Origin of the sequence: Stenotrophomonas chelatiphaga (assembly GCF_032054965.1) — a bacterium.
GTDB lineage: Bacteria > Pseudomonadota > Gammaproteobacteria > Xanthomonadales > Xanthomonadaceae > Stenotrophomonas > Stenotrophomonas chelatiphaga.
The window spans coordinates 23,364-38,737 of the sequence record NZ_DAMBRS010000010.1 but is presented as its reverse complement, the minus strand read 5'-3'; the positions used below and the strand labels follow the sequence as shown (position 1 = coordinate 38,737).

Here is a 15,374-nt window from a genome sequence, read left to right as displayed (position 1 = left end):
CCCGCGTGCACGCCCGATCTGGCAGGCGACGGGGGACGGCAACGTCCGGGCCTGCACACGGCAGCCGCTAGAATAGGCGCGGGTTGGCGCCCCCGGTGCCGACGGATCACTCGAGGTAGAACGATGGAATTCAAGGATTACTACGCCACGCTGGGCGTGGAGCCCAGCGCGGGCGACGCTGAAATCAAGACCGCTTACCGGCGGCTGGCGCGCAAGTACCACCCGGATGTCAGCAAGGAAGCCGGCGCGGAAGAAAAATTCAAGGGCATCAACGAGGCGTACGAAGCGCTGCGCGACCCGCAGAAGCGCGCGGCGTATGACCAGTTGAAGGCCCAGGGGTACCGGCCGGGCGAGGAGTTCAATGTCCCGCCCAACTACGGCGGGGGCGGTGGCTTCGATTTCGAGGAGGTGTTCGGTGGCGGCGCAGGCGGTGCCAACGGCGGCTTCAGCGATTTCTTCGAGAGCCTGTTCGCGCGCCAGCGTGGCGCGGCCGGGCGCGGCCCCGGTCCTGGCTTCAGCAGCGGTGGCCACGCCCCGCAGCGCGACACCCGGGCCAAGCTTTCGGTGCCGCTGGAAGCGGCCTACAACGGCGATACGCTGCGGATCACGGTCAACGGCCGCCAGCTGGACGTGCGCGTGCCGAAGGGCATCAAGCCGGGCCAGGTGATCCGGCTGGGCGGGCAGGGCACGGATGGTGGCAACCTGCTGCTGGAAGTGGAATATGCCGCGCACCCGCAGTTCGAGGTGGACGGTCGCAACATCCTGTACACCCTGCAGGTGACGCCGTGGCAGGCGGCGCTGGGCACCAGCATCAGCGTGCCGACGTTGGGCGGTGCGGTGGAACTGAAGGTGGCCGCAGGGTCCGATGCCGGGCGCAGGCTGCGCCTGCGCGGCCGTGGCTTGCCGGGCAACCCGGACGGCGACCAGATCGTGGAACTGGAGATCGTGGCGCCGGCGGCCAACGATGAGGCCCAGGCCGAGGCCTACCGCAACCTGGCCAAGGCGTTCGGCGAGTCGATCTGAGGGGGTTTGTTGTGCTGCGCACGGCTTGAAGCGCAGGCAACGTCAAAAGCTGACGTCAACGGCAAAAGCTGCAGGGCTGTTGTGTTGGCGGGGCGGGGTGGCTGTGCAGGACACGCCGTGAATCCGTCCATGGAGGCTCGCTTTTCGCATCCATGCGAAAAGACGGTCCTGCACAGCCACCCCGCCCCACCTTCGACAGGTCCATGGTGGCCATGGACAAGGCGGTGGGAGGGAGGGGTGGGAGGAAGATGCCCCCTGCCTTTGCTCTTTTATTTTCATTGCGCGGGTGGTGGCCACCGGCACCTGTCAGGGGGGCGGGCGGGGAGGCTATGCGGGGCCTTGAGCGGCAGGAGCCGCGAAGAGCTGCATGGACGTACTTGCGCGTGCCCCGCATAGCCTCCCCGCCCGGCCACCTCCAGCTGCAGCTTCAGACAACATCCACCCGCGAGGGAGTTCCACCCGTTCGACCAACCCCCGGTCAGGGCTGGCCGGCGAACACGCGCTCCAGCACCTCGGACAGTTCGTCTTCGGAAAACGGCTTGGTGATGTACGCCTTCGCGCCCTGGCGCATGCCCCACATGCGGTCGGTGTCCTGGTCCTTGGTGGTCACCAGGATCACCGGAATGTGGCGGGTGGTTTCATCGCGGGCCAGCGTGCGGGTGGCCTGGAAGCCGTTGAGGTTGGGCATCACCACGTCCATCAGCACCAGGTCCGGCAGCTCGGCGCGCGCGGTTTCCACGCCGGCCGCCCCATCCGTGGCGGTCAGGATCTGGTGACCCAGCTTCTCGACGATGCGCTGTATCCCCAACAGCTGCGATGGTGAATCGTCGACGATCAGGATGCGTGCCATGTTGCTCCCCAGGTGATGCCGCAGTGTAGTGTGCCGCTCGCCTTGGGGAGAAGGCGACAACGTGCCGTCCGTCGCCCGCCTGCGACGTTCAGTCGATCCGCACCACGGTACGCCCGCGCGCCCCGCCCGAAAGCATGCTTTCAAAGACCGGCGGCAGCTCGGCAAGCCCGATTTCCCGCGTGCATATCTGCTGCAGGTGCGCCGGCTTCCAGTCGCTGCCCAGCCGTTCCCAGACCTGCTCGCGCAGCGTCCGCGGTGCGCTGGCCGAGGACACGCCGAGCAGCGATACGCCGCGCAGGATGAACGGCATCACGGTCATGTCCAGGGTCGGCTCGGCGGCCAGTCCCGCGCTGACCACGCTGCCGTAGCCCACGGTCTGTGCCAGCAGGCTGGCCAGCATCGGGCCACCTGCGTTGTCCAGGCCACCGCCGAAGCGTGCCGACTGCAGCGGCGCGGTATCGGCCAGCACCTCGCGCGGCAGCACCTCGCTGGCCCCGATCGCGCGCAGCCAGTCGGCCTGCTCCGGCTTGCCGCTCACCGCATGCACGGCATAGCCGGCGCGGCTGAAGATATCCACCGCCAGACTGCCGACTCCACCGCTGGCGCCGGTTACCGCCAGCGGCCCGTGATCGGGCGTCAGGCGGTTGTCCTGCATGCGCAGCAGCGCCAGCGCGGCGGTGAAGCCGGCGGTGCCCAGCACCATCGCCTCGCGCGGGGTCAGTCCGGGCGGCTGGGCAATGACCGCGCTCGATTCCAGCCGCACGTACTGGCTGTAGCCGCCGTCGCGGGTCTCGCTCAGGCCGCAGCCGGTGGCCAGCACCGCATCGCCTTCGCGCCAGGCGGGGTCGGTCGAAGCGACCACCTCGCCCGCCACGTCGATCCCACCGACCAGCGGAAACCGCCGCAGGATGCGGCCGCGGCCGGTTCCGGCCAGGGCGTCCTTGTAGTTGACCGACGACCACTGCGCGCGGACCAGCACCTGCCCGGGGGAAAGATCGTCCACCTGCAGGGGCTCCAGGCCGCTGCGGTGGCCGTGGTCGTCCTTGTGGATGCGGAAGGCGCTGAAGCTGTCGGGCAGGGACATTGGAACGCTCGCTGACGGGGAAATATCACCTTACCCCCTTCCAATCCTTCTGGTCCGCCCCATCTTGTAGAATCAGGGAAACCGGTACAAGGCTGGTGTCACGGGAAGGGCCCGTGGCGCGGCCCAATTCAGATGGAGCGTGCATGGCCTGGAATACACCCGGCGGCAACAGGGACGGACACCGTCCCGAAGACAACCGGCGGGGGCCTTCCAAGCCCCGCGGCGGCGGATTTGGTGGTGGCTGGGGTGGGTTCCCGGGGCCGTTGAAGGAAATGTTCGATGGCGGCATCGTCCGCTGGATCGCCATCGCGGCGGTCCTGCTGCTGCTGTTTTCCAGCTTCCAGCTGATCGGCGAACAGCAGCGTGGCGTGGTCCTGCGCTTCGGCCAGTTCTCGCGCATCCTGCAGCCGGGCCCCAGCTTCAAGCTGCCCTGGCCGATCGAGTCGGTGACCAAGGTCAACGCCACGGAAATCAAGACGTTCTCGGTCTCGGTGCCGGTGCTGACCCGTGACGAGAACATCGTCAACGTCTCGCTCAACGTGCAGTACCGCATCGACGATCCGCGCCTGTTCCTGTTCGGTACCTACGATGCCAACCAGGTGCTGGAGCAGTCGGCGCAGAGCGCGGTGCGCGAAGAAGTCGGCCGTGCCGACCTGAACTCGGTGCTCAACAACCGTGGCCCGCTGGCGACCGCCGCCGAAACCCGCCTGCAGACCCTGCTGGGCGCGTATCGCACCGGTGTCACCGTGACCGGCCTGACCCTGCCCGATGCGCGTCCGCCGGAAGAAGTGAAGCCGGCCTTCGACGAGGTCAACGGTGCGCAGCAGGTCAAGGAACGCCTGATCAACGAAGCGCAGGCCTACGCGGCCAAGGTGGTTCCGGAAGCGCGCGGCCAGTCCGCCCGTACCCGTACCACCGCCGAAGGCTACAAGGCGGCCGTGGTGTCGCGCGCCGAAGGTGATGCCCAGCGCTTCACGCTGCTGCAGCAGCAGTACAAGAATGCGCCGGACGTGACCCGCAAGCGCCTGTGGCTGGAAACGGTCGAACAGGTGCTGGCCGAAAACCGCAAGGTGATCGGTGGCGACAGCCGCCAGGTCCTGTACGTGCCGTTCCCGGGCGAAACCCGCCCGACCGGTGCAGCGCAGCTGCCATTGTCCAATCCGGATGTCGTGCTGCCTGCCGTGACCGGCAGTGCAAGCCCCACCCCGCGTGATGCAGGCCGGCCGACAGGCCGCCCGACGGGACGACCGAGCGGCCGTGAGGAGGGCAGCCAATGAGGAGTTCACTGTGGATCGGCCTGGTGGTCGTGATCCTGTTCGGCCTGCTGGGGTCGGTGTTCGTGGTCCGCGAGGACCAGACCGGCATGGTCTTGAACCTGGGCCGCGTGGTCCGCGCCGACATCAAGCCGGGCCTGCACTTCAAGGTGCCGCTGGTGGAAACGGTGCGCGTGTTCGATCGCCGCTTCCAGGTGCTCGATACCGCGCCGGCGCGTTACTTCACCGCCGAACAGAAGGACGTCAGCGTCGACTTCTTCGCCATCGGCTACATCTCCAACGTGGGCGATTATTTCCGCGCCACCGGTGGCGACCCGCGCGTGGCCAACGCCCGCCTGGCACCGATCATCACCGATTCGCTGCGCAACCAGATCAACTCGCGTTCGCTGACCGAGCTGGTGTCCGGTGACCGCAGCGAACTGATCGCCGACCAGCTGACCGGCATCAACGAAGCGGTGAAGGGCCTGGGCATGCAGATCATCGACCTGCGCATCAAGCAGATCGACCTGCCGACCGACAGCCAGGTGATCAACGATGTGTACGAGCGCATGCGCGCCCAGCGCAAGCAGGAAGCGGCCAAGCTGCGTGCGGAAGGCGAGGAGCAGTCGCTGACCATCCGTGCCCAGGCCGACCGCGAGGCGACGGTGCTGGTGGCCGAAGCCGAGCGCGATGCGCAGCGCCTGCGCGGTGAGGGCGACGCCGATGCAACGCGCATCTACGGCGAGGCCGGCTCGGCCGATCCGTCGTTCTTCGCGTTCACCCGCAGCCTGGAGGCCTACCGGAACTCGTTGACCGATGGCAACGGCGTGATCGTGCTGGACAAGAATGATCCGTTCCTGCAGTACCTGAAGAGCGACCGCTGAGTCGCAGTCGTTTCCCCACGGGGCCCGGCATGTCCGGGCCCCGTGCTTTTTGCGGAGCTGTTGGATGAAAGATCTGTTCGCCGCGCTGTGCCTGGTGGCGGTGCTGGAAGGGCTGCTGATGTTTGCCGCGCCACTGGCGTGGAAGCGCATGGCCGAACGCTTGCTGGACATGCCCAGTCCCGCCCTGCGCAGCTTCGGGGGGCTGGTGCTGCTGGCGGGCCTGAGCCTGCTGTGGTGGGCCAAGCACTGAGCGATTTCTGCCAGTGAGCTGACGCGATTGCCATTTGCCGTGCATCGACGTGCTGTCTAACGTCGAATCAGGTCGCTGATGGCCTGTCAAGGAGAGATCGCATGCCGATCACCGCACCGCAGGCCGTTGCTGCCATGGGTCGATTCGACGCTCGCTGGAAGGGTGCGGCGCGCAATGCCACCGGACCGGCAACTTCGCCTGCAAGTCGTGACGACAACGCCGGCACGCAGCTTCCGCTGGATATCCGTAATTTCGCAGATTCCTTGCCGGCGCTGACACCGACCGGCCATCCACCTGCAGGCCGCCGCGCAGTCGGCATTACCCGGGGCGGTTGGCAAGCCAACCTGGTGCGGCTGCTCGCCGTCAGCAGCGTGCTGCGCCCGCTTGACGAACTGTCCGCAGGGCCGATGCCGGTAGCTCCTGCAGTAGGCCCGACACGCTGTTTCAACCCGGCCATGATCTCCCCTGACTGGCCAGAACCCTTCGGCTCAGCCGGCGTCGTGGCTGACCAGTCCGGCGCCCTCCAACTGGCAGGCGAACTTCTATCCGCGTGGTTCGCCGATCCCTGCACCGACCCCGACGCGGCGTTCAACGGGCTGTGGCGGATCGCCCATCCGCCCGCTGATCCGCCCCCCTCGCTGTTCGCCGAAGCCCAACACGAACTGGCGATCAGGCTGGCCACGCTGCTCGCCGCACCGGTGCCGGCCGGTGCCAGTGCCGCACGCCAGGCGCTGGGGGACACATGGCACAGTGCTTTCGCAGACGTGCCCGGCAACTGGGCGGATTTTTCGCCCCAGGCCAACGCGCTCCGTCGGTTGACCAGCGTTGACGCGGCGCTGGACCATGCCATTGCTGGCGCCCTGGGGGGGCGCGAATCGCTGATCGGTCTCTACGACGTCGGCGGTACCGGGGTGCTGGCGGCCAACCTGCCGCTGCTGCCTTTCAAGGACCGCAGTGTCTACCGAAGCGATGCCGACCCGTCAGCCGTGGCGGCTTACCGGTCCGAGGTCGAGGCACTGCTGGTGAAGGCCGGCATGCCGGTTGCCGACGCGCGCGTGCAGGCGCCCGACGTGGTGGCAATGGAGACGGTAATGGCAGCTGCCAGCAGCGATCTCGACCGTTGCACCCTGGCGCAGGCGCAGGCGCTGGTGCCCGCACTGCCCTGGGCGCGCATCTGGTCCGGGCTGGGACTGCTGCCAGACACTCGGTTGTTCCTGACCACCGGCTTCTTTGAACAACTGGCTGCACTGCTGCCACGCCACGACGTAGCGGCCTGGCAAGCCTTTGTCTGGCTGCAGGAAGCGCGCAATGCGCAGGACACCATCCAGGGGCCACGCACCGCAGGCAGCGTGCTACGGAAGATCGACAGCGAGGAAGCCGGCAGCGCGGCGCTGCAGTCGGTGTACGCCGCCACCCTGGAGCCGTCGCTCGTGGCGCGGGGGCAGACGACCTTCGACGGGGTACGTGAGGCATTCGTGGATGCCGTGGCCGCGTCAGGATTGGGAGCCGCCGACCAGCAACGGATGCGCGCGATGCTGCTGGCGCTCCGCCTGGATACCACGCACGGCGGCCGCGCCGAGGGCTGGACCGGCACGTCGGCCACTGCGCCGCTGCTGGCCAACCTTCAGGCGCTGCGTGCCAGCGCCGCCGTGAACGCGGTGGCGGCCGTGAATGCGGGCCATGGATCGGTCATGCCGCCTGCGGCGAGCCATGTCCCGTTCGCAGGTGCTGGCTTCGTGCCGGGCACCATCAGCGTATCGCTGGCCTTGCTGGATGTCGCGCAGCGGATCGCCGGGGGGGAGCCGGAGGGCTGGTGGGGGCTGCTGGGCAGCGTGCTGGGCCATGAGGTCGCTCATTGGGTGGCTGACATCACCGGATTGGATGATCTGGGCAAGGCATTGCTGGCACGTAGGCAGGACGCAGTTGCGCAGCGCATCGGTGATGTCCGCAGCGGTACGGTGCGGCTTGACCCGAAGGTCACCGCCAACGAAGCGCTGGCCGACCTCCGCGGCATCCGCGCCGCGTTGCTGGCCAGCCGGGCCGAGGCCGCCGCAGCAGGGCGCCCACATGATGACGCCGCGTTCTTCCGCGCTGCGGTGCAGACCCATGCCGCGCACATGACACCAGGCCAACTGCGCCAGCGGCTTGGGGATGAACATCCCCCAGGGCCGCTGCGTGCCCAATTGCCGCCGATGGTGGAGGGCTACGAGCAGGCGTTCGACTGCAGACCCCGACCGACGGCGCCTTTCCGCGACCTGATCTGAACGGAGCGTCGGCCAGCGGTAGCCGCCGGCTGCCGAAACCCGGATAATGCACAAAAGCCGGACGGGCCTCCCGTTCGGCTTTTTCCGTGTCCGGGCCCTCCATCGCCGGCGCCTCCCCGTTGGAGCCGCCACCCCGCGCTGGCCAGCCTCGCCACGGTTTACCCGTCCGCGGCCCCGATGGCCGCACACAATTCGAGGAGCCCGTCATGGGTCAGTCTGTCGTAGTGCTTGGTGCCCAGTGGGGCGATGAAGGCAAGGGCAAGATCGTCGATCTGCTCACCGAGGAAATCGGTGCCGTAGTGCGTTTCCAGGGGGGCCACAATGCCGGCCACACGCTGGTCATCAATGGCAAGAAGACCGTCCTGCACCTGATTCCGTCGGGCATCCTGCGCGCCGATGCGCTGTGCCTGATCGGCAACGGCGTGGTGATCTCGCCGGCCGCGCTGCAGAAGGAAATCGCCGAGCTGGAAACCTCCGGCGTGGAAGTGCGTTCGCGCCTGAAGATCTCCCCGGCCGCGCCGCTGATCATGCCGTACCACATCGCCCTGGACCAGGCGCGCGAACGCGCTGCCGGCGGCAAGGCGATCGGCACCACCGGCCGTGGCATCGGCCCGGCGTACGAAGACAAGGTGGCGCGTCGCGGCATCCGCATCGCCGACCTGCATTACCCGGCGCAGCTGGAAGAACTGCTGCGCACCGCGCTGGATTACCACAACTTCGTGCTGACCAAGTACCTGGGCACCGATGCGGTCGATTTCCAGCAGACCTTCGACGAGGCACTGGCCTTCGGCGAGTACGTGCAGCCGATGAAGTCCGACGTGGCCGGCATCCTGCACGACCTGCGCAAGCAGGGTAAGCGGGTGTTGTTCGAAGGGGCGCAGGGCGCGCTGCTGGACATCGACCACGGCACCTACCCGTACGTCACCAGCTCCAACACCACCGTCGGTGGGGCGCTGGCCGGCGCCGGCGTGGGCGCCGATTCCATCGATTACGTGCTGGGTATCGCCAAGGCGTACGCCACGCGCGTCGGCGGTGGTCCGTTCCCGACCGAACTGGACGATGAAATCGGCCAGGGCATCCGTGACCGTGGCGCCGAGTACGGTGCGTCCACCGGTCGCCCACGTCGTTGCGGCTGGATGGACATCGTGGCGCTGAAGCGCGCGGTGGCGATCAACGGCATCAGCGGCCTGTGCATCACCAAGCTGGACGTGCTGGACGGCATGGAAAAGCTGAAGATCTGCATCGCCTACGAATACCGTGGCAAGCGCACCGAATACGCCCCGCTGGATGGCCAGGGCTGGGAAGAGTGCACCCCCGTGTACCTGGAGTTCCCGGGTTGGACCGAGAACACCCACGGCATCACCAACTGGGACGACCTGCCGCCGGCCGCACGCGCCTACCTGCGGTCGCTGGAAGAGCTGGCCGGTTGCCCGATCAGCATCGTGTCGACCGGTCCGGACCGTGACCACACCATGGTCCTGCAGGACCCGTTCGCCTGATCCAGAGCGAGCATCAGCGCATACCCGGTGAGCCCCGCATCTGCGGGGCTCACCGCATTGGGCGGGGCAATCAGCAGCCGCCAGCCCTCAGCTTTCCATCGCAGTTGTGCAGTGTCGCCATCTCCGTCAGCGAGAATGCGCCGGTTGAGGGACTTGGCGAGCCATCGGCTGTGGTGCACAAGGCCCTGATCGCGCAGTATCCGTCGTTCCTCCCGCCGATGCCTCGCGAGACGCAGGATTGACTGGCGGGCGATTGTGAAAACGCGGCCGAGCAGGCCGCCACCCCGGGATTCTGGCTGGCGGTGGCGCTATGTGCACTCGTACTGGTTGCAAGCACGCTTGCGGTGAGAAGCAGGGCGGTCACACATGACGTGGCTGTAATTGTCATCAACTCCTCCAGAATTCGCGCACATGGTGTGCGCAACTGTGAGTCTGTGACCAGATGACTGGAGCGAGGTGTGACCTCGCGCACGGAAGACTCATGTGTCGGCGACGCCGTCAGGACACGTCGTGACGGCATTCGAGACGCCAGCGCTTGCCTGCAGGTGTTCTACACATTTGCCCATATGGCTAGCGTGCCACCGCCTCGAGGATGCGCGGGCGGGTGCAACAGCACACGCCGGGACTGGCATCCTGTAACGCTTTATCGAAGTCAGTCTGTTGTTGCCCCACGGGGGCGGCGGAGAACCATGGGTGTTTTCTCCCCCCGGGCACGCAACTGCATGCCCTCATCGGCGACACTGCACATCGCCCTCGCTGGCCCTACACGGTGCATTTACCGCGGCCGCTTCACCCTCGGCGCATCACCAACCAGGAATCACCGATGAGCGCCTACACCCTGCAGGACCTGGCCAAAAAAATGGCCGACATTGACTTCGTCATGCTGCAGACCACCACCGACGGCGGCGAGCAAGCGGCGCGGCCGATGAGCAACAACGGTGACGTGGACTACGATGGCGACAGCTGGTTCTTCACCTTTGAAAACACCCGCATGGTGGCCGACATCCGCCGCGACCCGAAGGTCGGCCTGTCCTTCACCGGTGCCAAGTCATTGCTGGGCAAGCCGCCGATCTTCGTCGCGGTGCAGGGGCATTGCCACCTGCATACCGACAAGGCGACCTTCGCCGAGCATTGGGTCAAGGATCTGGAGCGCTGGTTCGAGCAGGGCATCGATACGCCCGGCATCGTGCTGCTGCACGTGCGTGCCTCGCGCATCGCGTGGTGGGACGGCGAAGATAATGGTGAACTGACGGTGTAATGCGCGTTTTCGGTTCCCGCCGAGCATGGCTCGGCGCTACCAGACCCATGCCACCACGGTAGCGCCGGCCCATGGTCGGCGAGCGCAGCGGCCGGTTACCGCCCCGTCAGCAGCGGATACGGGTTGATCGACTCCCCCTTCCACCACTGCTTTTCCGGCCCCAGCACGTGCACTTCAAAGTGCAGGTGCGGCGCTTCCGGATTCGCATTGCCGGTGCTGCCGACGTAGCCGATCACCTCACCCCGCTTGATCTGCTTCTTCTCCGCCAGCCCGTCGGCATAGCGCTGCAGATGCGCGTAGTAATAGCAGTGCACGCCATCGGGATCGAACTGGTACATCGTCAACCCGCCCTTGTCGCTGTCGAACAGCTTCTCGACATGGCCGTCCGCCACCGCCAACACCGGCGTGCCTTCGGCCGCCATGATGTCGATGGCATCGTGCACCCGGCCTTCGCTGCGCGCATCGGTAAAGGTGTCCTGCAGCTGCGATGCTGCGATTCCCTGCACTGGCAACAGCAGCCCACTGCCGGCGGGCGCGACGACAGGCGTGGCGACCGGCGCGGCCGGCAGGGTGGGCGCCGCGGCCGTCACCTGCAGCGATGAAGGCGACGGTCCGGACACCGCTTCTGGCGTCACCGATGGCGACGGCGCCGGTTCACCCGGCACGGCAATCACCGACGCCGGATCCACCGGCGCGATATCCACCGCCTGGCCGTGCTGGCCGAACAGCCACCAGCCAGCACCGATTCCCACCACCAGTCCCACTGCGATCAACGGCATCACGCGCATCGGCTTACTCCTGCATCACTACGGTCAGCGAGGGTCCCACCGCATCGGCCACGCGCAGCGCATCCCAGTTGGTCATGCGCACGCAGCCATGCGATTCGGTCTTGCCCACGTGGCCCGGCTCGGGCGTGCCGTGCAGGCCATAGTGCGGCTTGGAGATGTCGATCCATACCACGCCGACCGGATTGTTCGGGCCCGGCGGCAGGGTCTGCTTGCTGTCGCTCTTCTTCGCATCCCAGAACAGCTTGGGGTTGTAATGGAAGGTCGGGTCACGGGCAACGCCGAGGATCTTCCACTCGCCGATCGGCAGCGGATCGTGCTGGCTGCCTGAAGACACCGGCACCTGGGCCAGCACCTTGCCTTGATCGTCCAGCAACTGCAGGGTGGAATCGGATTTGTCGATCAGCACCTTGGCCGCCTTCGGCAGTGCACCGCCGCCGATGTTGGGCACCTGGATGGTGGTGCCGGCCTTGCCCAGGTCCATGCCCGGATTGAGTGCCTTGAGCAGGTCGGGCGAAGCATGGAAGCGTTCGCCCAGTGCTTCAGCCACCGAGCCGAATCCGAGTGCTTTCAGCTGTGCCTGTGCGGCGGGCCCCTTCGGCGTGGGCTGAAACGGACCGGCCACGTCTTCGGCGGTGAGCGTGTAGCGCACCAGCATGTTGGTGCTGTCGGCCTGCAGTGCCTGCCAGGTCTCCTCGTCCAGTTCGCCGGTGACCTTCAGTCCGCGCGCGGCCTGGAAACCGGATACCGCGCGGCGCTGGTTCGAGCCGACCTCGCCGTCGATCTGGCCGGGCGAGAAGTTCGCGCGGTCCAGCAGGATCTGGGCGTGCAGCGGCGAGCGCGGTTCGATGTTCACCGGTTGCCCGGCCGCCGCCTGCGCGGGGGCGGCAGGCGCAGGCGCCTGGGCCATGGCCAGCGGCGCGGCGGCCAGGCCCAGGCAGGCGAGCAGCAGGGAAGAGAGGGGCAGGCGTTTGGGCAGCATCGGGAACTCCTTGATCGAATGCGTCCACCATGCCCATGGGGCATGCGCAGCCACCGTGAAAAGGCTGAGGGGAGGCTGAGCGGACGATGCAGCGCCGCGCGTGTTCGACGACGGGAGGGGGGCGAGCACGCGCGACACTACCGCTGCGGCGCGTCTTCGCCGATGCTGGGCGCACGACAAGGGGACGCCATGGACAGCAATGACAACACAGTACCTGCCGGCGGGCTGCCGGGCAGTCGGCCCAGCGCGTTCGACTGGTCGTTGATACCGGTTTCGGAGGGCAATGAGGATTCCCTCGTGCTGCGGGCCGCGCACCGCATGCGGCGCGAGCCGGCGCTGTTGTTCACCACGGCCTACCTGCTGGTTTCCGCGCTCGGCCTGTGGTGCAGCTACTGGTTCTACCGTGGCTTCGGACTGTCGATCCTGGATTACCTGCAGGCCAGCGATTTCCTCGTCGCCGGTGTGCGCGACCCGGTATACATCGGCCTGCTGGTGTTGGGCGTGTTGCTGGTGCTGCTGGTGACCTGGCCGGAGACGCTGCGCCTGCGCAATCCGGATACCGTGGCGCGGCTGGCCGGCCGCAACCGGGCGTGGCGGATGCTGCTGGGGCGTTCGGTGTTCACCAGCTGGGAGGCGACGCGGATGCGTCCGCTGACCGCGATGACCGTGGCCGTGACCCTGTTCATGGCGGTGGCGGCGGCCGGTTACGTGGCCCAGCGCGGCGCGGACATCCGCGATCACCGGGACGGTGATGCGGTGACCGTGCACTTGATCGGCGACGCGGCGGCATTGCCGGGCCAGGCGAGACTGCTGGGAACCAGCAGCGCGTTCGTCTTCCTGTGGTGGCCGGCGCAGCGACGGGCCGAAGCGGTGCCGATCGCCGCGGTTCGCCGGGTGCAGGCGGTAGTGGTGGCGGCGAAGGTGGCTACGCCGGGGCGCGGAGCGGGCAAGCCAGCTCCGCGCTGAGAGCGTAGAGCGTAACGACCAACGGTCGTCACCCACCCATGTAACCGCCGGGTGCAGCCCGCTGTCAGGCGAGCAGGCGCAGTTTCGGTTCGCGTGCCCACTGGCGGAGCGCGGCCGCGCGGATGAATGCCTGCGCGTCCGCGGCGCCCACGATGCCGGGATCATTGCCGACGCCGGCGGCCTTCAGCAGCGCCTTGGCGCCGTCATCGTGGCCGATCGCCTTCAGGTGCGCCCACGCGTTGCTGACGAAATCGATCGCGGCCGACTCCTTGGACAGCGCCTTGCCCGCATCTGCAGTCAGCACCACAGCGACTGCATCGAAGACCACCGAGGGCGTACCCGCCAGTTGTCCATCCGCGGCCTGGCGCTTGCCGTCGCTGAGCACGCCGCCGCCCAGCTTGGGCGCGACCAGCTTCACATCCGCGCCGGCTTTCTGCGCGGCCTTGCGCAGCCCGGCAATCACGCCGGCGTCGGATCCTTCGTCGAACAGGATGCCGATGCAGCGGCCCTGCAGGCTGTCCTTGCCGCGCCCGATGGTGCGCACTTCCGGGGCGTTGGGCAGGTCCTGCGCGGGCACGGCGGCAGGCACCGGGTCCGGCAGCGCGGCCATGCCCAGGCCGTCGGCCACGCGCTGGGCCAGGCTGTCATCGATATTGCGCAGCTGGCCGACGGTGCGCTCGCGCACTGCGGCGGTTTCCACCTTGGACAGTTCAAACACCAGCGCAGAAGCGAGGTGGGCCTGCTCCGGCTTTTCCAGGCTGCGGAAGAACATCCGTGCCTGGCTGAAGTGGTCGGAGAAACTCTCGGCGCGGGTGCGGCCCTTGCGCCCGTCATCGACGGTGGCATGGCTGCGGAAACCGGCCGGCGTCTCGCGCGGGGTGTCGGCTTCCAGCGAACTGGGGTCATACGCCACCCGGCCCTTGGGCACCTGCATCTGCATGTGGCCGTCGCGCTGGTGGTTGGCGAACGGGCACTTCGGTGCATTGACCGGTATCTGGTGGAAGTTCGGCCCGCCCAGGCGGATCAGCTGGGTATCCAGGTAAGAGAACAAACGCCCCTGCAGCAGCGGGTCGTTGCTGAAATCGATGCCGGGCGGCACGTTGGCCGGGCAGTACGCTACCTGTTCGGTTTCGGCGAAGAAGTTGTCCGGCCAGCGGTCCAGTACCATCCGGCCGATCACCTGCAGCGGAACCAGCGATTCGGGGACGATCTTGGTCGGGTCCAGGTGGTCGAACGGGAACTGTTCGGCCTCTTCTTCGGTGAACAGCTGCACGGCCAGTTCCCATTCGGGGAAGTCGCCACGCTGGATGGCCTCGAACAGGTCGCGGCGCTGGAAATCATTGTCAGCGCCCTGCAGTTTCAGCGCCTCGTCCCATACCGTCGACTGCAGCCCCAGCTTGGGCCGCCAATGGAACTTGACGAAGGTGGAATTGCCGGCGTCGTCGAGCAGGCGGAAGCTGTGGATGCCGAAGCCTTCGATCATGCGCAGCGAGCGCGGAATGGTGCGATCGCTCATCGCCCACATGATCATGTGCATGGATTCGGGCATCAGGGACACGAAATCCCAGAACGTATCGTGCGCGCTGGCGGCCTGCGGGAAGGCGCGGTCCGGCTCCATCTTCACTGCGTGGATCAGGTCCGGGAACTTCAGCGCATCCTGGATGAAGAACACCGGGATGTTGTTGCCTACCAGGTCCCAGTTGCCTTCGGTGGTATAGAACTTGACCGCGAATCCGCGCACGTCGCGCGGGGTGTCGACCGAACCGGCACCGCCGGCCACGGTGGAAAAGCGGGTGAACACCGGCGTCTTGACGCCGACTTCGGTCAGCACCTTCGCACGGGTGAATTTGCCCAGCGAACGGGTCAGCTCGAAGTAGCCATGGGCGGCGCTGCCGCGCGCATGCACGATGCGCTCCGGGATCCGTTCGTGGTCGAAGTGGGTGATCTTCTCGCGCAGCAGGAAGTCTTCCAGCAGGCTGGGGCCACGCGGCCCTGCACGCAGCGAGTTCTGGTTGTCGGAAACCGGAATGCCCTGGTTGCTGGTGAGTACCGGGTGGGAGCCACCGGCCAGCTGGTGCAGTTCATCGCCCTGGCCGCGCTGTTCCAGCGCCTCGCTGGACGACGGTGCGGACGTGGGCTGGGCGGGTGCGCGCTTGCCGGAGGGCTTGCTGGCGGCCATCGAAGGATCTCCTGGTGGATTGGCGGGGGGTCTCTGTTCGACTGTGGCCGGTGATGTGTTAATCCACGGTCCCGTGCAGGTGAGCGCGCAGGCAAAA

The 15,374-nt window shown here is 67.2% G+C and carries 13 protein-coding genes; 8 read left to right on the top strand and 5 right to left on the bottom strand.

Annotated features, from left to right (window positions below):
* Positions 1-123 precede the first annotated feature (123 nt).
* Positions 124-1,023: a DnaJ C-terminal domain-containing protein gene (locus tag RTX79_RS12945; protein WP_309687213.1), complete on the top strand. Its 900-nt coding sequence runs from the start codon at positions 124-126 to the stop codon at positions 1,021-1,023.
* Between the two features lie 478 nt (positions 1,024-1,501).
* Here RTX79_RS12945 and pilH read toward each other — a convergent pair whose 3' ends face one another.
* Both pilH and RTX79_RS12935 read right to left on the bottom strand, forming a co-directional pair.
* On the bottom strand, positions 1,502-1,873 hold the full coding sequence (pilH, locus tag RTX79_RS12940; RefSeq protein WP_101099900.1) for a twitching motility response regulator PilH: 372 nt from the start codon (positions 1,871-1,873) through the stop codon (positions 1,502-1,504).
* Between the two features lie 88 nt (positions 1,874-1,961).
* On the bottom strand, positions 1,962-2,957 hold the full coding sequence (locus RTX79_RS12935) for a YhdH/YhfP family quinone oxidoreductase (RefSeq protein WP_312684126.1): 996 nt from the start codon (positions 2,955-2,957) through the stop codon (positions 1,962-1,964).
* 143 nt (positions 2,958-3,100) lie between these two features.
* On the opposite strand from RTX79_RS12935, the gene hflK reads away from it, so the two are divergent.
* The 6 genes from hflK to RTX79_RS12905 all read left to right on the top strand — a co-directional run bounded on the left by hflK (position 3,101) and on the right by RTX79_RS12905 (position 10,365).
* Positions 3,101-4,234 (top strand): FtsH protease activity modulator HflK, encoded by a 1,134-nt coding sequence (gene hflK, locus RTX79_RS12930; RefSeq protein ID WP_312684125.1) that lies wholly within the window; start codon positions 3,101-3,103, stop codon positions 4,232-4,234.
* Positions 4,231-5,094: a protease modulator HflC gene (gene hflC / locus RTX79_RS12925; RefSeq protein WP_057509347.1), complete on the top strand. Its 864-nt coding sequence runs from the start codon at positions 4,231-4,233 to the stop codon at positions 5,092-5,094. Before hflK ends, hflC begins: the two co-directional genes overlap by 4 nt.
* A gap of 64 nt (positions 5,095-5,158) precedes the next feature.
* Positions 5,159-5,344, top strand: a complete 186-nt coding sequence (locus tag RTX79_RS12920) for a DUF2065 domain-containing protein (protein WP_312684124.1) — start codon at positions 5,159-5,161, stop codon at positions 5,342-5,344.
* Between the two features lie 101 nt (positions 5,345-5,445).
* Positions 5,446-7,608 carry a M13-type metalloendopeptidase gene (locus RTX79_RS12915; protein ID WP_312684123.1) on the top strand — a complete coding sequence of 721 codons (2,163 nt, stop codon included), beginning with the start codon at positions 5,446-5,448 and terminating at the stop codon, positions 7,606-7,608.
* Positions 7,609-7,814: 206 nt separating this feature from the next.
* On the top strand, positions 7,815-9,107 hold the full coding sequence (locus RTX79_RS12910; protein ID WP_042613514.1) for an adenylosuccinate synthase: 1,293 nt from the start codon (positions 7,815-7,817) through the stop codon (positions 9,105-9,107).
* Between the two features lie 823 nt (positions 9,108-9,930).
* Entirely contained in the window at positions 9,931-10,365 is a 435-nt protein-coding gene (locus tag RTX79_RS12905; protein WP_312684122.1) for a pyridoxamine 5'-phosphate oxidase family protein, read from the top strand.
* Between the two features lie 95 nt (positions 10,366-10,460).
* On the opposite strand, the gene RTX79_RS12900 is transcribed toward RTX79_RS12905, so the two are convergent.
* Positions 10,461-11,153 carry a M23 family metallopeptidase gene (locus tag RTX79_RS12900; protein ID WP_312684121.1) on the bottom strand — a complete coding sequence of 231 codons (693 nt, stop codon included), beginning with the start codon at positions 11,151-11,153 and terminating at the stop codon, positions 10,461-10,463.
* A gap of 4 nt (positions 11,154-11,157) precedes the next feature.
* Positions 11,158-12,060 carry a L,D-transpeptidase family protein gene (locus RTX79_RS12895; RefSeq protein ID WP_428696009.1) on the bottom strand — a complete coding sequence of 301 codons (903 nt, stop codon included), beginning with the start codon at positions 12,058-12,060 and terminating at the stop codon, positions 11,158-11,160.
* 261 nt (positions 12,061-12,321) lie between these two features.
* Here RTX79_RS12895 and RTX79_RS12890 point away from each other — a divergent pair, with 261 nt between their 5' ends.
* Positions 12,322-13,098: a hypothetical protein gene (locus RTX79_RS12890; RefSeq protein ID WP_312684119.1), complete on the top strand. Its 777-nt coding sequence runs from the start codon at positions 12,322-12,324 to the stop codon at positions 13,096-13,098.
* A 64-nt stretch (positions 13,099-13,162) separates the two neighbouring features.
* Here the strand turns inward: RTX79_RS12890 and RTX79_RS12885 are convergent, their stop codons facing one another.
* Positions 13,163-15,277: a catalase gene (locus RTX79_RS12885; protein ID WP_312684117.1), complete on the bottom strand. Its 2,115-nt coding sequence runs from the start codon at positions 15,275-15,277 to the stop codon at positions 13,163-13,165.
* Between the last annotated feature and the right edge of the window lie 97 nt (positions 15,278-15,374).